The sequence below is a fragment of the Streptomyces adustus genome (genome assembly GCF_009377175.1).
Lineage (GTDB): Bacteria > Actinomycetota > Actinomycetes > Streptomycetales > Streptomycetaceae > Streptomyces > Streptomyces adustus.
This window is the reverse complement of record NZ_VJZD01000206.1, coordinates 1-17,328: the sequence shown is the minus strand read 5'-3', so window position 1 is coordinate 17,328 and position 17,328 is coordinate 1. Positions and strand designations below refer to the sequence as shown.

15 protein-coding genes are annotated in these 17,328 nt (G+C 71.0%); 9 read left to right on the top strand and 6 right to left on the bottom strand.

Translation table 11 applies throughout. The features are described from left to right. The 4 genes from FNH09_RS34945 to FNH09_RS34930 form a co-directional block, all read left to right on the top strand. The coding region (locus tag FNH09_RS34945; RefSeq protein ID WP_238427295.1) for an MFS transporter at positions 1-1,257 on the top strand (1,257 nt) is incomplete at its 5' end. 11 nt (positions 1,258-1,268) lie between these two features. Continuing rightward, complete coding sequence (locus tag FNH09_RS34940) at positions 1,269-1,778, top strand: MarR family transcriptional regulator (RefSeq protein ID WP_162469560.1); 510 nt, start codon at positions 1,269-1,271, stop codon at positions 1,776-1,778. A 100-nt stretch (positions 1,779-1,878) separates the two neighbouring features. After that, positions 1,879-2,217 (top strand): DUF3817 domain-containing protein, encoded by a 339-nt coding sequence (locus FNH09_RS34935; RefSeq protein ID WP_152893904.1) that lies wholly within the window; start codon positions 1,879-1,881, stop codon positions 2,215-2,217. Positions 2,218-2,293: 76 nt separating this feature from the next. Then, positions 2,294-3,994, top strand: a complete 1,701-nt coding sequence (locus FNH09_RS34930) for a coenzyme B12-dependent isobutyryl-CoA mutase large subunit (protein WP_152893903.1) — start codon at positions 2,294-2,296, stop codon at positions 3,992-3,994. A 25-nt stretch (positions 3,995-4,019) separates the two neighbouring features. Here the strand turns inward: FNH09_RS34930 and FNH09_RS34925 are convergent, their stop codons facing one another. Next, a complete protein-coding gene (locus FNH09_RS34925) occupies positions 4,020-4,649 on the bottom strand; it encodes a TetR/AcrR family transcriptional regulator (protein ID WP_152893902.1) in 630 nt (209 codons plus the stop codon). A 232-nt stretch (positions 4,650-4,881) separates the two neighbouring features. Between FNH09_RS34925 and FNH09_RS34920 the strand changes: the two genes are divergently transcribed. From FNH09_RS34920 to FNH09_RS34905, 4 genes are all read left to right on the top strand, one after another. Further along, on the top strand, positions 4,882-5,853 hold the full coding sequence (locus tag FNH09_RS34920; RefSeq protein ID WP_152893901.1) for a tetratricopeptide repeat protein: 972 nt from the start codon (positions 4,882-4,884) through the stop codon (positions 5,851-5,853). 670 nt (positions 5,854-6,523) lie between these two features. After that, the gene (locus FNH09_RS34915; RefSeq protein ID WP_152893900.1) at positions 6,524-7,183 is read left to right on the top strand and encodes a DUF6230 family protein; all 660 of its coding nucleotides are present in this window, start codon (positions 6,524-6,526) and stop codon (positions 7,181-7,183) included. A gap of 114 nt (positions 7,184-7,297) precedes the next feature. After that, complete coding sequence (locus FNH09_RS34910) at positions 7,298-7,909, top strand: DUF6114 domain-containing protein (protein WP_152893899.1); 612 nt, start codon at positions 7,298-7,300, stop codon at positions 7,907-7,909. Next, positions 7,899-9,248: a hypothetical protein gene (locus FNH09_RS34905; RefSeq protein WP_162469559.1), complete on the top strand. Its 1,350-nt coding sequence runs from the start codon at positions 7,899-7,901 to the stop codon at positions 9,246-9,248. Before FNH09_RS34910 ends, FNH09_RS34905 begins: the two co-directional genes overlap by 11 nt. Positions 9,249-9,333: 85 nt before the next feature. Here the strand turns inward: FNH09_RS34905 and pyk are convergent, their stop codons facing one another. The 3 genes from pyk to pta all read right to left on the bottom strand — a co-directional run bounded on the left by pyk (position 9,334) and on the right by pta (position 14,198). Continuing rightward, on the bottom strand, positions 9,334-10,758 hold the full coding sequence (pyk, locus tag FNH09_RS34900) for a pyruvate kinase (RefSeq protein WP_152893898.1): 1,425 nt from the start codon (positions 10,756-10,758) through the stop codon (positions 9,334-9,336). 84 nt (positions 10,759-10,842) lie between these two features. Further along, a complete protein-coding gene (locus FNH09_RS34895) occupies positions 10,843-12,069 on the bottom strand; it encodes an acetate/propionate family kinase (RefSeq protein ID WP_162469558.1) in 1,227 nt (408 codons plus the stop codon). Then, positions 12,066-14,198 carry a phosphate acetyltransferase gene (pta, locus tag FNH09_RS34890; protein WP_338017782.1) on the bottom strand — a complete coding sequence of 711 codons (2,133 nt, stop codon included), beginning with the start codon at positions 14,196-14,198 and terminating at the stop codon, positions 12,066-12,068. The genes FNH09_RS34895 and pta overlap by 4 nt, the downstream gene beginning before the upstream one ends. A 284-nt stretch (positions 14,199-14,482) precedes the next feature. Here pta and FNH09_RS34885 point away from each other — a divergent pair, with 284 nt between their 5' ends. Beyond that, positions 14,483-15,508, top strand: a complete 1,026-nt coding sequence (locus tag FNH09_RS34885) for an ATP-dependent 6-phosphofructokinase (RefSeq protein WP_152893897.1) — start codon at positions 14,483-14,485, stop codon at positions 15,506-15,508. On the opposite strand, the gene FNH09_RS34880 is transcribed toward FNH09_RS34885, so the two are convergent. Both FNH09_RS34880 and FNH09_RS34875 read right to left on the bottom strand, forming a co-directional pair. After that, positions 15,505-16,257, bottom strand: a complete 753-nt coding sequence (locus FNH09_RS34880) for an XRE family transcriptional regulator (protein ID WP_338017781.1) — start codon at positions 16,255-16,257, stop codon at positions 15,505-15,507. The genes FNH09_RS34885 and FNH09_RS34880 overlap by 4 nt on opposite strands. 133 nt (positions 16,258-16,390) lie before the next feature. Then, complete coding sequence (locus FNH09_RS34875) at positions 16,391-17,281, bottom strand: 5'-methylthioadenosine/S-adenosylhomocysteine nucleosidase (RefSeq protein ID WP_152893896.1); 891 nt, start codon at positions 17,279-17,281, stop codon at positions 16,391-16,393. Positions 17,282-17,328 lie beyond the last annotated feature (47 nt).

The window sequence follows — 17,328 nt, the reverse complement described above, 5'->3', positions numbered from 1 at the left end:
GCCCCCGAACCGCCCGCCGACCCCGCGCCGACCGCGCCCACGGGCTACGCCCGGGTCTTCGCGGTCCGCGAGTTCCGTGCCGTCTTCGCCGCCCACCTGCTGTCCATGCTCGGCGTGGTCGTCGCCGAGATCGCGCTGTCCGTCCTGGTCTACGACCTGACCGGCTCCCCCCTGCTGAGCGCGCTGGCCTTCGCGCTCGGCTTCCTGCCCTATCTGATCGGCGGCACCCTGCTCGCCGGGGTCGCCGACCGCCACCCGGCCCGCCGCGTGCTGGTGGTGTGCGACCTGGTCTGCGCGGGATGCGTGGCGCTGATGGTGACGCCGGGCGCGCCCATCGCCGTACTGCTGGCGCTGCGCTGTGTGCTCGCCGTCGTCTCGCCGGTGTTCTCCGGGACCCGGATGGCCACCCTCGCCGACGTCCTCGGCGACGGCGACCTGTTCGTCCTGGGCCGCTCCCTGCTGCGGATCGTCGCGCAGAGCGCGCTGCTCGTCGGCTACGGGCTGGGCGGCCTGCTGCTCACCGTGGTCTCCCCGCGCCACGCGCTGCTGGTCACCGTCGGCACCTTCCTGTCCTCGGCGGCCCTGCTGCGGCTGGGCACCCGGCGCCGCCCGGCCCGCGCCCGCGGCACCGGCGCGCTGGTGGGCGACTCCCTGCGCGGGGCCCGGCAGGTGCTCGCCGACCGGCGGGTACGGGTCCTGCTGCTGCTGTCCTGGGTGCCGCCGATGTTCTCCGTGGCACCGGAGGCACTGGCCGCGCCCTACGCCGACGGCCTCGGCGTCGGCTCCACCGGCCTGGGCCTGCTGATGTGCGCCCTGCCGGTCGGCACGATCGCCGGGGAACTGTTCGCGGGCGCCCGGCTGCGGCCCGCCACCCGCGAACGCGTCGCGCTGCCGCTGGTCTGCTTCACCCTGCTGCCCTACCTCGGCTACGCCCTCCACCCCGGCCTGGCCGTCTCCCTGCTGCTGCTCCTGATCGCGGGCGCGGGCTCCGCGTACACGCTCGGCGTCGACCAGTGGCTGGTGCGGGACGTGCCGGAGGAGGTGCGCGGCCGGGCGATGACCCTGCTGACCGCCGGACTGATGACGCTCCAGGGCCTGGGCATGGCGCTGGCCGGTGTGGCGGCCGAGGCGGTGGGCGTGCCGGCGGCCGTCGCGGGGGCCGGGGCGCTGGGCGCGGTGTGCTGCGCGCTGCTCGCCGTACAGGCCCGGCGGACCGAAGGGCGAGACAGGGCTGACCGTGATATGACCGACGGGTAATGTCTGACGACGTGCCGAAGCCCCTCAGCCTTCCCTTCGATCCCATCGCCCGCGCCGACGAACTGTGGAAGCAGCGTTGGGGAAGCGTGCCGTCGATGGCCGCGATCACCTCGATCATGCGCGCGCACCAGATCCTGCTCGCCGAGGTCGACGCGGTGGTCAAGCCCTACGAGCTGACGTTCGCGCGCTACGAGGCGCTGGTGCTGCTCAACTTCTCCAAGGCGGGTGAGCTGCCGATGTCGAAGATCGGCGAGCGGCTCATGGTGCATCCGACGTCGGTGACGAACACGGTGGACCGGCTGGTGCGCTCCGGCCTGGTGGACAAGCGCCCCAACCCCAACGACGGCCGGGGCACCCTCGCCACCATCACCGCCAAGGGCCGCGAGGTGGTCGAGGCGGCCACCCGCGACCTGATGGCGATGGACTTCGGGCTCGGGGTGTACGACGCCGAGGAGTGCGCGGAGATCTTCGCGCTGCTGCGCCCCCTGCGGGTCGCGGCGAACGACTTCGACGACCACTAGGGCGTGTTTCGACGACCGGTCGTCCGGTCGCCGGCCCACCCGACGGCCCCGGCGTGGCCCCGGACAAGATCTCCCGGAACGGGCGGTTACGCTCGTCGGCATGAAGAAAAGCGTGCTGACGCGCTACCGCGTCCTGGCCTATGTCACCGGCGTGCTGCTCGTCCTGCTGTGCCTCGCCATGATCGCCAAGTACGGCCTCGACGTCGACGGCGCCGCGGACGTCACCCGGGTCGTCGCGATCGCGCACGGCTGGCTCTACGTCGTCTACCTGGTCTTCGCCTTCGACCTCGGTTCCAAGGCGAAGTGGCCGGTCGGCAAGCAGCTGTGGGTGCTGCTGGCCGGGACGATCCCGACGGCCGCCTTCTTCGTCGAGCGGAAGATCAGCCGCGAGCTGGAGCCGACGGTCGCACAGGGCGCTCCGGCCGTCGCCAAGGCGTAACCGGTACCGCCGTACGGGTGTCCGTACGGCGGTTCTCCATCGACGCTTACTAGGACGTCCTAGTAAATTTGCAGGTATGGACGCTGACGCGATCGAGGAGGGCCGCCGACGCTGGCAGGCCCGGTACGACGCCGCACGCAAGCGGGACGCCGACTTCACCACGCTCTCGGGCGACCCGGTGGAGCCGGCGTACGGCCCCCGGCCCGGGGACCGCTACGAGGGATTCGAGCGGATCGGCTGGCCCGGGGAGTACCCCTTCACCCGCGGGCTGTACCCGACCGGCTACCGGGGGCGGACCTGGACCATCCGGCAGTTCGCCGGGTTCGGCAACGCCGAGCAGACCAACGAGCGCTACAAGATGATCCTCGCCCACGGCGGGGGCGGGCTCTCCGTCGCCTTCGACATGCCGACCCTGATGGGCCGCGACTCCGACGACCCGCGCTCGCTGGGCGAGGTCGGGCACTGCGGGGTCGCCGTCGACTCCGCCGCCGACATGGAGGTCCTGTTCCGGGACATCCCGCTGGGCGACGTCACCACGTCGATGACGATCAGCGGCCCGGCCGTCCCGGTGTTCTGCATGTACCTGGTCGCGGCCGAGCGGCAGGGCGTGGACCCGGCCGTCCTCAACGGCACGCTCCAGACGGACATCTTCAAGGAGTACATCGCCCAGAAGGAGTGGCTCTTCCGGCCGGAGCCGCATCTGCGCCTGATCGGCGACCTGATGGAGCACTGCGCGGCCCGCATCCCCGCCTACAAGCCGCTGTCCGTCTCCGGCTACCACATCCGCGAGGCCGGCTCGACGGCCGCGCAGGAACTGGCCTACACGCTGGCCGACGGCTTCGGATACGTGGAACTCGGGCTGAGCCGCGGGCTCGACGTGGACGTCTTCGCCCCCGGGCTGTCCTTCTTCTTCGACGCGCACGTCGATTTCTTCGAGGAGATCGCCAAGTTCCGCGCGGCCCGCCGGATCTGGGCGCGCTGGCTGCGGGACGTGTACGGCGCGAAGTCCGAGAAGGCGCAGTGGCTGCGCTTCCACACGCAGACCGCCGGTGTCTCGCTGACCGCGCAGCAGCCCTACAACAACGTGGTGCGCACCGCGGTGGAGGCGCTGGCGGCGGTGCTGGGCGGCACCAACTCGCTGCACACCAACGCGCTGGACGAGACCCTCGCGCTGCCCTCCGCGCAGGCGGCGGAGATCGCGCTGCGCACCCAGCAGGTGCTCATGGAGGAGACCGGCGTCGCCAACGTGGCCGATCCGCTGGGCGGTTCCTGGTACGTGGAGCAGCTCACCGACCGGATCGAGGCGGACGCCGAGAAGATCTTCGAGCAGATCAAGGAGCGGGGGCTGCGGGCGCACCCCGACGGACGGCACCCGATCGGGCCGGTCACCTCCGGGATCCTGCGCGGGATCGAGGACGGGTGGTTCACCGGGGACATCGCGGAGGCGGCCTTCCGCTACCAGCAGTCCCTGGAGAAGGGCGAGAAGCGGGTCGTCGGCGTCAACGTGCACACCGGCTCCGTCACCGGCGACCTGGAGATCCTGCGGGTCGGCCACGAGGTGGAGCGCGAGCAGGTGCGTACCCTCGGCGACCGCAGGGCGGCCCGGGACGACGCGGCCGTGCGGGCCGCGCTCCAGGCGATGCTCACCGCCGCGCGCGACGGCTCGAACATGATCGGCCCGATGCTGGACGCGGTACGGGCGGAGGCGACCCTGGGGGAGATCTGCGGGGTGCTGCGGGACGAGTGGGGGGTGTACACGGAGCCCGCGGGTTTCTGACGGTCCGCAGCCCGCGGTGGTGCGCTCAGACGGGCTGCTGCGATCCCGTCAGGCCCAGCAGCAGCACCCTGGTGAAGCTCCGTACCCATTCCTCGTCCGCCGGTTCGGCGCTCACCAACGTGCGGTGCACCACCGCGCCCGCGACCATGTCGAAGATCAGGTCGACCGTGCGGGCGGACTCCTCGGGGTCCGTCTCGGGCGGCAGTTCGCCACGGACCTGGGCCCGGGCGCGGCCCGCGAGGACCAGCCGCTTCTGGCGTTCGACGATCGACGTCCGGATGCGTTCGCGCAGCGCGTCGTCGCGGGTGGACTCCGCGACCACCGCCATCAGCCCGCTCTTCGCCTCGGGCCGGGCCAGGATCGCCGCGAACTGGAGGACCACGCCCTCGATGTCGGCGGCCAGGGAGCCGCGGTCGGGGAGCCGGAGTTCGTCGAAGAGCTCGGCGACCGCGTCGACCACGAGTTCGTTCTTGCCGGACCAGCGGCGGTAGAGCGTCGTCTTCGCCACCCCGGCGCGGGTCGCCACGTCCCCCAACGCGAGCTTCGACCAGCCCAGTTCGACCAGGGCCTGCCGGGTCGCGGCCAGGATCGCGGCGTCCGCGGCGGCGTTGCGAGGGCGGCCGGGGCGGCCGCCGGACGGGGTGTGGCTGTGCATCCCCCGACCATAACCGGCCGGTTCGGTGCGGCCGTGAGGGAGATCACCGGAAAACGGTGTCGCGTACGCCCCCGCTGCCATTACGCTACGACTCGTAGCGAAAGCTCGTGACGGACGTACACGGGCGACGACCACGGGCGCGGGGTGGGGACCCGGCGCCGAACAGCACACAGCCGGACCGGGCTGCCACATCGTTTTTCACTCATGCGCGGGAACGGGGGAGGATAGACGCATGCAGCCACGGAACATGTCCATGAGCGGCGTCGTCGACCTCGCCGCGGTGAAGGCGGCCCAGGAGGCCAAGGCCAAGGCCGAGCAGACGCGCGCGGAAGCGGCCCGCCACGGCGGGTCGGGAGCCGTCTCCCCGGCCGACCTCGTCATCGACGTCGACGAGGCCTCCTTCGAAACCGACGTCCTCCAGCGCTCCGCCGAGGTTCCGGTCGTCATCGACTTCTGGGCCGAGTGGTGCCAGCCCTGCAAGCAGTTGAGCCCGGTCCTGGAGCGGCTGGCGGTCGAGTACGACGGGCGCTTCCTGCTCGCCAAGATCGACGTCGACGCCAACCAGATGCTCATGCAGCAGTTCGGGATCCAGGGGATCCCGGCCGTCTTCGCCGTGGTGGCGGGACAGGCGCTGCCCCTCTTCCAGGGCGCGGCCGGCGAGGACCAGATCCGTCAGACGCTCGACCAGCTGGTGCAGGTCGCCGAGCAGCGCTTCGGCCTGACCGGTCTGACCGTCGACCCGGACGCCGAGCCGGGCGGGGATCCCGCCCAGGCGGTGCAGGAGGGGCCGTACGACGCGCTCCTGGAGGCCGCCGTGCGGGCGCTGGACTCGGGAGACCTGGGCGGTGCCGTCCAGGCGTACCGCAACGTGCTGAGCGACGACCCGGGCAACCCGGAGGCCCGACTCGGTCTCGCCCAGGCCGAGTTGCTCCAGCGGGTGGCGGACCTCGACCCGCAGGAGGTGCGCAAGAACGCGGCCGAGCGGCCCAAGGACCCGGCGGCGCAGATCGCCGCGGCCGACCTGGATCTCGTCGGCGGTCACGTCGAGGACGCGTTCGGGCGGCTGATCGAGACCGTGCAGCGGACGGCGGGGGACGACCGGGAGGCCGTACGGCTGCGGCTGCTGGAGCTCTTCGAGGTCGTCGGGGCCGAGGATCCCCGGGTCGCGAAGGCTCGCAGGGCGCTGTCCCGGGCGTTGTTCTGAGGGGTGCGCGGGGTGGACCCGGGTGGCTCACGGGCCCGGTTCTGACCAGTCGCTAAACGTCGGGACGAGTGTTGCCCGAGTGAAAATTCCGCCATCGAGGCGCCACGGCGGCCGCGCTTTACCAAATCTTGGTAATCGCGGCCGCTGTTACTTCCAGTAAGTCGAGGGCGTTGTTCTGTCAGGTTCTGTCCTGAAATAAACAACTCTGAACCGGCCGGAAGTGCCACCCAGCGTCGCGGATCGAGACCTGTGGGTCGTCCTTCGGTTATCGCCCCGTTACTAGCCAGTAACGAACCCCCTTGTGCGGGCGGCCAGAATGCACCACGATCGGCGACGCTCGGTCCATTCCCGTACCCCCGACAGCCGGTCGGGCCCACGGGACACGGTGGGTCCCCACCGGGCAGAACCGGCGACAGTGATGCCGGTTCTCGGACAGGGGGGTCTTCGCCCAGGGCGAAGCCTGTCCGGCAGGGTTGTGCGTGATGTGTGTCAGGCGCGACCAGTGGTTGTCGCTCGGGGGTGATCGCCGGTGATCCGGGCGCGGTGAGCGCCGCCGGATCCGGGCGCTCTCCTTCCCGAGGACGTAGCACTTCTCCCATCGCTGCCCGGCCGAGCCGCCGAACAGGGGCGATTCGGAGGGCAGGCGATGTACGTCCGAGAAGGAGGAAATATGGAGTCCCAGGTGCGTGGCGGGACCAGATGGAAGCGGTTCGCTGTGGTCATGGTGCCCAGCGTCGCCGCCACGGCGTGCATAGGTGTCGCCCTCGCGCAGGGTGCCCTCGCCGCGTCGTTCAGTGTGTCCGGCCAGTCCTTCAAGGTGAGCGCCGAGTCGCTCAACGGCCAGCACTTCTCGCAGTACGGTGCGATCGACTCGGGTTACTCCCTCACCGGGGACAAGCAGGCCCACCCGGTCGCCGTGTCGGCCTTCGAGACCGCCACGATCAAGAAGATGTGCCAGTCGGTCGTCACCCCCATCGGCCTTCCGGGGCTCGACGCGGTGACCCTGCGTCTGGAGGCGGGTGACAGCTCCGACGAGAAGAAGCAGGTCTCGGCCGAGAAGCTGTACATCGACGTCGAGGACCTGGGTGCGAACGCGGTCTTCCACGGCATCGACATCGGCGTGGCCGCCGGCTCGATCTCCAAGGGCCCGGCCGTCAAGTCCGCCGAGATCGCTCAGAAGCAGGCCAACCCGTACGGCTTCGCGCAGCAGGCCGACTCGGCCGAGCTGACCAACGTGAAGCAGACGGCGTGGGCGACCACCGCGGGAACGTTCACGCTCCCCGGCCTGCACATGTCGCTCTCCACGGGCACCAAGGCCGAGTGCTACTAAGCACTCGCTGACGGGCGGGGGCCGACGGTGCCCCCGCCTGTCCACTCTCCGGGGATCTCTTCACCCGGGGAACACATCACCACCAAGCAACGCCGCACCAGGGAGCTGTTTTCCATGAGCGCCGAGACCCCTGCCGCACCCGGTCAGTTCACCCGCCGGAGGCTGCAGTTCCGTGCCTGGCGCGGAACTCGCCCGTTCTGGGCCGGTCTGTTCGTCATGCTCGGCGGCCTTCCGATCATGTACTTCCCGTACGCGCACCTCCACCTCGGCCATCTGACGCTGGCGATGTCGACCACCGCGGGCGCGGGGTCGCTGATCATCGGTGTGCTGCTGGTCGTCCTGGGCTTCAGCCTCTGGTTCCAGAGGCACGTGCAGACCTTCGCGGGTGTCGCGGCGATCCTGCTGGGCCTGGTGTCCATCCCGGTGTCCAACTTCGGCGGGTTCATCCTCGGCTTCCTCTTCGCCCTGATCGGCGGCGCGATGGCCGTGGCGTGGGCGCCCGGCACGCCGCCCGAGGCGGAGCCGGCGGAGGAGTCGGGCGTCGACGCGGGCGACTCTCCGGAGAGCGCGGCCGACGGCGACGACGCTCCCGAGGCCGCGGCGCACGAAGGCTCGTACGGCGAGGGCCCGATGTTCGCCAAGGACACCGACGCGGCGGGCGAGACCAACGATCTGTCAGGAACGATTTCGGCCAACGGGGCGAACGGGAGGCACAGTGTCGGCTGACGAGGTGACTCACGAGACGGGCGCGGAAGCGTCGCTTGTGAGGACCGGGCCGCGCCACGCGGCGCCCAAGAAGCCGCTGTTCACCAGGTTCCAGGTACCGGCCGGCAAGGCGATAGCCATCGCGGCGATGCCGACGGCGGTCCTCATGGGCATGGGGTTCACGCCGACGCTCGCCCGCGCCGACGACCAGCCCGCGGCCAAGAGCCTGACGGCCGAGGAGTACAAGGGCTGCGTCGCGGCCATGGCGGACTCCACCGCCTCGGCGACGCCTTCCGCCTCGGCGAGCGCCACCGAGTCGGCCGACTCCGCGAAGGACGCCGCCAAGGACTCCGCGGCGAAGTCCTCCGACGCGTCGGACAGTTCGGGCAAGTCGGACGCCTCGGACACCTCGGGCAAGTCCTCTTCGTCGGATTCAGGTTCCGACGACAAGGCCGAGCCCGCGCCGTCCCAGACGTCCGCCGCGAGCGACACCTCCGCGTCCGGCGGCGACACCGCCACGGCGACTCCCTCGGCGTCCGCGACCAGTGGCAACCTGCTGGAGACCATCGGGGACACGCTCAAGGACGTGCTCACCGGCGGCAAGAGCGACACCGAGAGCGCCACGCCCACCCCGACCGCCTCGGCCTCGGCCACGGCGGCCGACACCGCGGACACGTCCGCGTCGGACAAGTCGGACAAGAGCGCGTCGGACACCGTCAAGGCGACGACCAAGAAGGCCGTCGACACGGTGGACGCCACCGCGACGAAGGCCGCCGACGCCGCGTCCGAGGCGGCCGACGGGAACGCCGACGACCAGGGCGAGGACAAGGGTGGCGCCGGCGCCACGCCCTCCGCGAGCCCCTCCCCGAGCAGCAGCACGGACGTCGCCGACTGCCCGGTCGCCACCGAGGACGAGAGCGGTGTCGACAACACCATCGCGCTGCCCGTCGACCCCTGGTACCTGAACGCCAGCGCGCTGACCCTGAAGGGTGCCTCCTACAAGGGCATCGTCGAGGTCAAGATGGCCGACGGCAAGAAGAAGAAGGTGCTGAAGTACGTCATCTCGGGCGGCACCGACATCGTCGACCTGCACCAGACGGTGAAGGACAAGGCGTCCGGCAAGACCTACCACGTGCAGGCGGCCAAGGGCTCGAAGTCCACCATCACCGACGGCGACACGGTGATGTACACCGAGAGCATCTCCGGCAACCTGTTCGGACTGGTCCCGGTGACCTTCAGCCCCGACAGCCCGCCGCCGCTGGACATCCCGCTGATCTACTTCACCGACGCGAAGGTCGTCCAGGCCGGCCAGTTCGGCGGCACGCTGACCGTCCCCGGACTGCACAACTACATCGACTGAGCGTCGTCGCAGACCCGTCCGGGAGCCGCACACGAGAGCGCCCCCTGCCTCACCGGCAGGGGGCGCTCTCGTGCGACGCGGACCGTCAGTCGCCCTCGCCCAGGTGGTGGACGCGGACCATGTTCGTGGTGCCGGCGACACCGGGCGGCGAGCCGGCCGTGATCACGACGATGTCGCCCTTGCCGAAGCGGTTGAGCTTGACGAGCTCCTGGTCGACCAGGTCGACCATCTCGTCGGTGCTGCCCACGAACGGCACGATGTGCGACTCGACGCCCCAGCTCAGGGTGAGCTGGTTGCGGGTGCCCTCGTCGGTGGTGAAGGCGAGGATCGGCTGCGTCGCGCGGTAGCGGGACAGCCGGCGGGCGGTGTCACCGGACTTGGTGAAGGCCACCAGGCCCCGGCCGCCGAGGAAGTCGGCGATCTCGCAGGCGGCGCGGGCGACCGAACCTCCCTGCGTGCGCGGCTTCTTGCCGGGGACCAGGGGCTGGAGGCCCTTGGACAGCAGCTCCTCCTCGGCCGCCTGGACGATCTTCGACATCGTCTTGACGGTCTCGACCGGGTACGCGCCCACCGACGACTCCGCGGACAGCATGACCGCGTCCGCGCCGTCCAGGATCGCGTTGGCGACGTCGGAGGCCTCGGCGCGGGTCGGGCGGGAGTTGGTGATCATCGACTCCATCATCTGGGTCGCGACGATCACCGGCTTGGCGTTGCGCCGGCACAGCTCGATCAGGCGCTTCTGCACCATGGGGACCTTTTCGAGCGGGTACTCGACGGCCAGGTCGCCACGGGCCACCATGACGGCGTCGAACGCCGCGACGACGGCGTCCATGTTCTGCACCGCCTGCGGCTTCTCCACCTTGGCGATGACCGGGACCCGGCGGCCCTCCTCGTCCATCACCCGGTGGACGTCCTCGACGTCCTTGGCGTCGCGGACGAAGGACAGCGCGACCATGTCGCAGCCCATGCGGAGGGCGAAGCGCAGGTCGTCGATGTCCTTCTCGCTCAGCGCGGGCACGTTCACGGCCGCGCCGGGCAGGTTGATGCCCTTGTGGTCGGAGACGACACCGCCCTCGATGACGATCGTCCGCACCCGCGGACCCTCGACGTCCAGCACCTTCAGCTCGACGTTGCCGTCGTTGATCAGGATCTGGTCGCCGTGCGAGACGTCGCCCGGCAGGCCCTTGTAGGTCGTACCGCAGATGTGCTTGTCACCCGGGACGTCCTCGATCGTGATGACGAACTCGTCACCGCGCTCCAGCTCCACCGGACCCTCGGCGAAGGTCTCCAGACGGATCTTCGGGCCCTGGAGGTCGGCGAGGACGCCGATGGCCCGGCCGGTCTCCTTGGAGGCGGCCCGGACGCGGTCGTACCGCCCCTGGTGCTCGGCATGGCTGCCGTGGCTGAAATTGAACCGGGCCACGTTCATGCCGGCCTCGATCATGGAGACGAGCATCTCGTGGGAGTCGACCGCGGGGCCGAGAGTACAGACGATTTTCGAACGGCGCATGGGGCGATCCTATCGGTTTGTTTCGCTCCGGAATATTCCGTCTGGCGGAAGATACAAATGGGCGGGTCGGCGCTCAAGCGTGTATTACTCGCCGGTAATTGCCCGGCTGTTCTTTCCGACCAGTGCGTAGGTCTGTGTGGCGATCTCCAGTTCCTCGTCGGTCGGCACCACGGCGACCGCCACCCGCGCGTCGGCGGGCGAGATCAGCCGGGGCCCGTCGGCGCGCACGGCGTTCAGCGCGGGGTCGACGGCCGCGCCCAGTGCCTCCAGGCCCGCGATCGCGGCCTCGCGCACCGGTGCCGCGTTCTCGCCGACCCCGGCGGTGAAGGCGATCGCGTCCACCGTGCCGAGTACGGCGTAATAGGCGCCGATGTACTTCTTCAGCCGGTGAATGTAAATGTCGAAGGCGAGCCGGGCCTGTTCGTCGCCCTCGTCGATCCTCCTGCGGATCTCGCGCATGTCGTTGTCACCGCACAGCCCGACCAGTCCGCTCCTCTTGTTGAGGAGAGTGTCGATCTCGTCCGTGGACATTCCGCCAACACGCATCAAATGGAAGATGACCGCCGGATCCACGTCTCCGGAGCGTGTCCCCATCACGAGTCCCTCCAACGGCGTCAGCCCCATGGAGGTGTCCACGCATCTGCCGCCCCGCACCGCGGACGCGGACGCCCCGTTGCCCAGGTGCAGCACGATCACGTTCACGTCCTCGGGAGCCCGGCCCAGGAGCTTCGCGGTCGCCCGGGACACATACGCGTGCGAGGTCCCGTGGAACCCGTACCGCCGGATCCGGTGCTGGTCGGCGGTCTCGACGTCGATCGCGTAGCGGGCCGCCGACTCGGGCATCGTGGTGTGGAAGGCGGTGTCGAAGACGGCGACCTGCGGGAGGTCGGGGCGCAGGGCCCGGGCCGTGCGCAGGCCGACCAGGTTCGCCGGGTTGTGCAGCGGCGCCACCGGGATCAGCCGCTCGATCTCGGCGAGCACCTTGTCGTCCACGACCGTCGGCTCGGTGAACCGCTGCCCGCCGTGCACCACCCGGTGCCCTATCGCGGCCAGTTCGGGCGAGTCGAGCCCGAGCCCGTCCTTGGCCAGCTCCTCCGCCACGGCCTTGAGGGCGGCCTCGTGGTCGGCGACCGCACCGGTCCACTCGCGCGGCTCGCCGGTCGTCAGCGGCGTGTGCCTCAGCCGTGAGGAACCCTCGCCGATGCGCTCGACGATGCCCATCGCGAGCCGGCTGCCGTCGCGCATGTCCAGCAGCTGGTACTTCACCGACGAGGAGCCGGAGTTGAGGACGAGGACGCGGGTCGGTGTCACTGGGCGGTCGCCTTCTCGCTCGGGAGGTCGGCCAGGTCCGCGGACAGGCCGGGCAGCGGCTCCGGGGTCTGGGCCTGGATCGCCGTGATGGCCACGGTGTTGACGATGTCCTGGACCAGCGCGCCCCGGGACAGGTCGTTGACGGGCTTGCGCAGTCCCTGGAGGACCGGGCCGACGGCGATCGCGCCGGCCGAGCGCTGTACGGCCTTGTAGGTGTTGTTGCCGGTGTTGAGGTCCGGGAAGATCAGCACGCTGGCCTGGCCGGCCACCTCCGAGCCGGGCAGCTTGGTCGCGGCGACGGACGGCTCCACGGCCGCGTCGTACTGGATCGGTCCCTCGATCCTGAGGTCGGGGCGCCGGGCGCGGACCAGGTCGGTGGCCTCGCGCACCTTGTCGACGTCGGCGCCCGAGCCGGAGGTGCCGGTCGAGTACGACAGCATCGCGATCCGCGGCTCGACGCCGAACCGCTCGGCGGTGGCGGCGGCCTGGATGGCGATGTCGGCCAGCTGCTCGGCGTTCGGGTCGGGGTTCACGGCGCAGTCGCCGTAGACGAGGACCTTGTCGGCGAGGCACATGAAGAACACGGACGAGACGATGTCGGCGTCCGGCCTGGTCTTGATGATCTCGAAGGCGGGTCGGATGGTGGCGGCCGTGGAGTGCACGGACCCGGAGACCATGCCGTCGGCGAGCCCCTCCTGCACCATCAGCGTCCCGAAGTAGTTGACGTCGCCGACCACGTCGTACGCGAGCTCGACGGTCACGCCCTTGTGGGCGCGCAGCCGGGCGTACCGCTCGGCGAAGGCGTCGCGCAGTTCACTGGTGGCCGGGTCGATCAGCGCGCACTCGCCCAGGTCGATGCCGAGGTCGGCGGCCTGCTTGCGGATCTGGTCGACGGGGCCGAGCAGGGTCAGGTCGCACACGCCCCGGCGCAGCAGCACCTCGGCGGCGTGCAGCACCCGCGGCTCGGTGCCCTCGGGCAGCACCACCCGGCGCCGGTCGGACCGGGCCTGCTCCAGCAGCTTGTGCTCGAACATCATCGGGGTGAGCCGGTCGCTGCTCGGGGTGGAGACCCGGCTCAGCAGCCCGGCGGTGTCGACATGGCGTTCGAACACGCCGAGCGCGGTCTCGGCCTTGCGCGGGGTGGCCGCGTTCAGCTTCCCCTCCAGGGAGAACAGCGCGGCGGCGGTGGGGAAGCTGTTCCCGGGCACCGAGAGCACCGGGGTGCCGGGGGCGAGGCGGGCGGCGAGGGTGAGGACCTCGTCGCTGGGCACCTCGTCGAGGGTGAGCAGGACGCCCGCTATCGGCGGGGTGCCGGCGCTGTGCGCGGCCAGCGTGCCGACGACGAGGTCGGCGCGGTCGCCGGGGGTGACCACCAGGCAGCCCGGGGTCAGGGCGGTGAGGAGGTTCGGCAGCATGGCGCCGCCGAAGACGAAGTCCAGGGCGTCGCGGGCCAGCCCCGAGTCGTCGCCGAGGATCACCCTGGCGTCGAGGGCGTGCGCGATCTGGGCGACGGTGGGGGCGGACAGGGCGGGCTCGTCCGGCAGGACGTAGCAGGGGACCGGCAGCCGGGAGGCGAGCCGCTCGGCGATCTCGTCCCGGTCCTCCCGGGCCACCCGGTTGGTGACCATCGCCAGGACGTCGCAGCCGAGCCCTTCGTACGCCCGGTAGGCGTTGCGGGTCTCGGCGCGCACGGACTCGGGCGACTGCTTGCGGCCGCCCACGACGGGGATGACCGACGCCCCGAACTCGTTGGCGAGCCGCGCGTTGAGGGAGAGCTCGTCCGGGAGCTGGGTGTCGGCGAAGTCGGTGCCGAGGACGAGGACGACGTCGTAGTCGCGGGCGACCTGGTGGAACCGGTCGACGAGGACGGAGACCAGTTCGTCCGTGCCCTGCTCGGCCTGGAGGGCGGTCGCCTCGTGGTAGTCCATGCCGTAGACGGACGCCGGGTCCTGGGTGAGCCGGTACCGGGACCGCAGCAGTTCGAACAGGCGGTCCGGTCCTTCGTGGACGAGCGGACGGAACACGCCCACCCGGTCGACCTGTCGGGTCAGGAGCTCCATCACCCCCAGCTCGACGACCTGGCGGCCGTCCCCGCGATCGATCCCGGTCACGTACACGCTGCGCGTCACGCGTGCTCTCCGTTTCATGGCGTCGGCTGTGGCATGGCGTCAGCTGCCCGGGTGCTCTTCGTGGCGCGGAAGATGGCCCGCTGAGGCGAGCAGAACCCTCTTGACAATACCCCGGTCGCTCTATAAGGCGCCCGTCAGGATTCGTCCTGGTCCGTCCCGTCCGGCCGATCGGGATGATCATGAATAAATGTAGGCAAAACTAATGAAAAGCGACATCGTCCGGGGGTCATGAAACAATCGGATCGGCTCACCGGTGTACAGAAGCGAGCAGGAGACACAGCACGATGCGTATCGGAGTTCTCACCGCAGGCGGCGACTGCCCGGGCCTGAACGCAGTGATCCGGTCGGTCGTGCACCGAGCGGTCACGCAGTACGACGACGAGATCATCGGCTTCGTGGACGGCTTCCGCGGCCTCCTCGACGGCCACCACGTCGACCTCGACCTCGACGCCGTCGGCGGCATCCTGGCCCGCGGCGGCACCATCCTCGGCTCCTCCCGGCTGGAGCGCGACCGGCTGCGCGAGGCCTGCGAGAAGGCCACCGACATCGCCCGCGACTTCGGTATCGACGCGCTCATCCCGATCGGCGGCGAGGGCACGCTGACGGCGGCGCGGATGCTCTCCGACGCCGGCCTGCCGGTCGTCGGGGTCCCCAAGACCATCGACAACGACATCTCCTCGACCGACCGCACCTTCGGGTTCGACACGGCCGTCGGCGTCGCCACCGAGGCGATGGACCGGCTGAAGACCACGGCCGAGTCGCACCAGCGGGTGATGGTCGTCGAGGTCATGGGCCGGCACGCGGGCTGGATCGCGCTGGAGTCCGGCATGGCGGCGGGCGCGCACGGCATCTGCCTGCCCGAGCGGCCCTTCGACCCCGCCGACCTGGTGAAGATGGTCGAGGAACGGTTCGCCCGCGGCAAGAAGTTCGCGGTGATCTGCGTGGCCGAGGGTGCCCACCCGGCCGAGGGCACCATGGACTACGGCAAGGGCGCGATCGACCAGTTCGGCCACGAGCGCTTCCAGGGCATCGGCACCGCGCTGGCGTACGAGCTGGAGCGGCGCCTGGGCAAGGAGGCCAAGCCGGTCATCCTCGGTCACGTCCAGCGCGGCGGCACGCCGACCGCCTACGACCGGGTGCTCGCGACCCGGTTCGGCTGGCACGCGGTCGAGGCCGCGCACCGGGGCGACTTCGGGCAGATGACGGCACTGCGCGGCACCGACATCCGGATGGTTCCGCTGGCGGACGCGATCACCGAGCTGAAGACGGTGCCCACGGACCGCATGGACGAGACGGAGTCGGTCTTCTAGGACCCGTACCCGCCGCCTCCCGGACGCGCCCAGGACTCGTCCGGGAGGGTGGCGAGGACCCACCAGAACTGCTCGACGATCCGGTCGAGGAACTCCCCGGCGCCGTCGCCCCGTTCGTCGGCCGCGCCGTCGTACCGGTCCGGGACGACGGCCGTGCGCTCGCGGTAGCTCTCCCGCAGCGCCTTCAGTGCGGCCTCCAGCGGACGCCGGTCCACCGGCACCAGCCGCGCCACCGCCCGCACCCGGGTCGCCCGGCGGGCCGTGACCGTGCTGCGCAGCAACTGGGCCAGGCGCGGCTCGCGTCCGGTGATGCCGACGAACTCCGGCAGGGTGAGCTCCAGCAGGCCGGCGAGCAGGGCGGCCTGCCGCTCGGTGCCGCGCCAGGTGTCGCTCTCCTCCATCCCCGCGTACGCGACGAACTCGAGCCCGACGGCCCGCGCGACGTCCTCCGCGGACAGACCGCGCGCGAGGCGGTGTTCGCGCAGGCTCCTGGGCCGGCCGGCGAGATCGCCGGAGGAGCACCACAACACGCCCGCCAGGGCGGTCACTTCGGGCCCCGAGGGGGTGGAGAGCCCGCGTTCCCAGCCGAGCACGAGATCGGGCGTGACATACGTCAGTCCGTACGAGGCGCGAAGCCCGTAGGCGACGTGCTCGGGGCCCATCCCGAGTGCGGTGCGCAGCCGACGGGCGGCGGGGGCGTCGAAGGGCGGACCGGGCTGTCGGCTCTCACTGGCTGTTGATCGGCGCACGGCCACAACGTAGGGGGGAGGCGGGTGCGGTGGCTACGGGTTGTCGGGACGGGATCACGGATTGTAGGAAGGTACGGCGCGCGGGGCACGTTCGCGCCACCTGTCGGGCAACTTCCCTACCTGCCGCGCGACTTCACGACCCGTCAGGCGACTTCGCCGACAGGTCCCGGCGGTTCCCGTCGCTCATCTTGCCGATGACGGTCCCGTGGAAGGTCCCGCCGCGGAAGTCGATGTGGTCCCCGCCGTGGCCGCCCGCGCCTTCGTCGAGACGCGGTCCCGGGGCGCCGGGCGGCGCGGTCCGGGGCCGGTGCTTGCGCAGCACCGCCACCGCCACCGAGGCGGCCCGGGCCGCGGCCCGCTGCTGCGAGCCCGAGTCGTCGGCCCGGCGCTTGCCGGCGTCGGCGCGGTCGCTGATCCCCCGGATCACCAAGGCGTCCGACCGCCCGTTCAGATGGGCCGCGTGGGCGGCCCCCGACCCTTCCGTCTCGATCGCCGCCGCGTCGCCGTAGTGCTCGCGCAGATGCCGGGCGATCTCGGACCGGGCGTCCGTGAGCACCACCTCCCCGGCCGCGATCGGCTTGAAGTGCGCCGTCACGTCCGCCATGTCCCGGACCGCCGAACGGGCCGCCTGCACCAGCGCGTTCGAGCCCGGCCAGGCCTCGGGGCGGACCTGGAAGCCGTGCGGGGTCTGCTTGCCGCCGTGGATGCCGTAGACCTTCGTGCCCACCACGACGTCGCCGATGCCGATGTCGTGCTTGAGGCTGCCCGCGATCCCGACGAAGAGCACCGCCTGAGGGCGCAGCCAGGTGACGATCTGGGTGGTGAGCGCGGCGGCGTTGACCGGCCCTTCGCCCAGTTCGGCGAGCGCCACCCGCCAGGGCGTGCCGTCGAGCCGGCCGAGTTCGACGCGGGTTCCGGTGTCGGGGTGGACCTGTTCCTGCCGGTCGGTGACGTACCCGCGTACGGCGGCGTATTCGAGCGCGAGAGCGGTGAGCACCACAACGGTGGGACGTGTCTCCGGCATCCCTCTAAGGTACTGGCAAGTCGCCCGCGGGGACGGGGCGTCGGGGT

What these genes read in the sequence shown, in the direction of transcription:
- FNH09_RS34875 (WP_152893896.1), bottom strand. Translation starts at nt 17,281, where the DNA reads ATGCCGGAGACACGTCCCACCGTTGTGGTGCTCACCGCTCTCGCGCTC.
- FNH09_RS34915 (WP_152893900.1), top strand. Translation starts at nt 6,524, where the DNA reads ATGGAGTCCCAGGTGCGTGGCGGGACCAGATGGAAGCGGTTCGCTGTG.
- FNH09_RS34930 (WP_152893903.1), top strand. Translation starts at nt 2,294, where the DNA reads ATGGACGCTGACGCGATCGAGGAGGGCCGCCGACGCTGGCAGGCCCGG.
- FNH09_RS34885 (WP_152893897.1), top strand. Translation starts at nt 14,483, where the DNA reads ATGCGTATCGGAGTTCTCACCGCAGGCGGCGACTGCCCGGGCCTGAAC.
- FNH09_RS34910 (WP_152893899.1), top strand. Translation starts at nt 7,298, where the DNA reads ATGAGCGCCGAGACCCCTGCCGCACCCGGTCAGTTCACCCGCCGGAGG.
- FNH09_RS34935 (WP_152893904.1), top strand. Translation starts at nt 1,879, where the DNA reads ATGAAGAAAAGCGTGCTGACGCGCTACCGCGTCCTGGCCTATGTCACC.
- FNH09_RS34920 (WP_152893901.1), top strand. Translation starts at nt 4,882, where the DNA reads ATGCAGCCACGGAACATGTCCATGAGCGGCGTCGTCGACCTCGCCGCG.
- pyk (WP_152893898.1), bottom strand. Translation starts at nt 10,758, where the DNA reads ATGCGCCGTTCGAAAATCGTCTGTACTCTCGGCCCCGCGGTCGACTCC.
- FNH09_RS34925 (WP_152893902.1), bottom strand. Translation starts at nt 4,649, where the DNA reads ATGCACAGCCACACCCCGTCCGGCGGCCGCCCCGGCCGCCCTCGCAAC.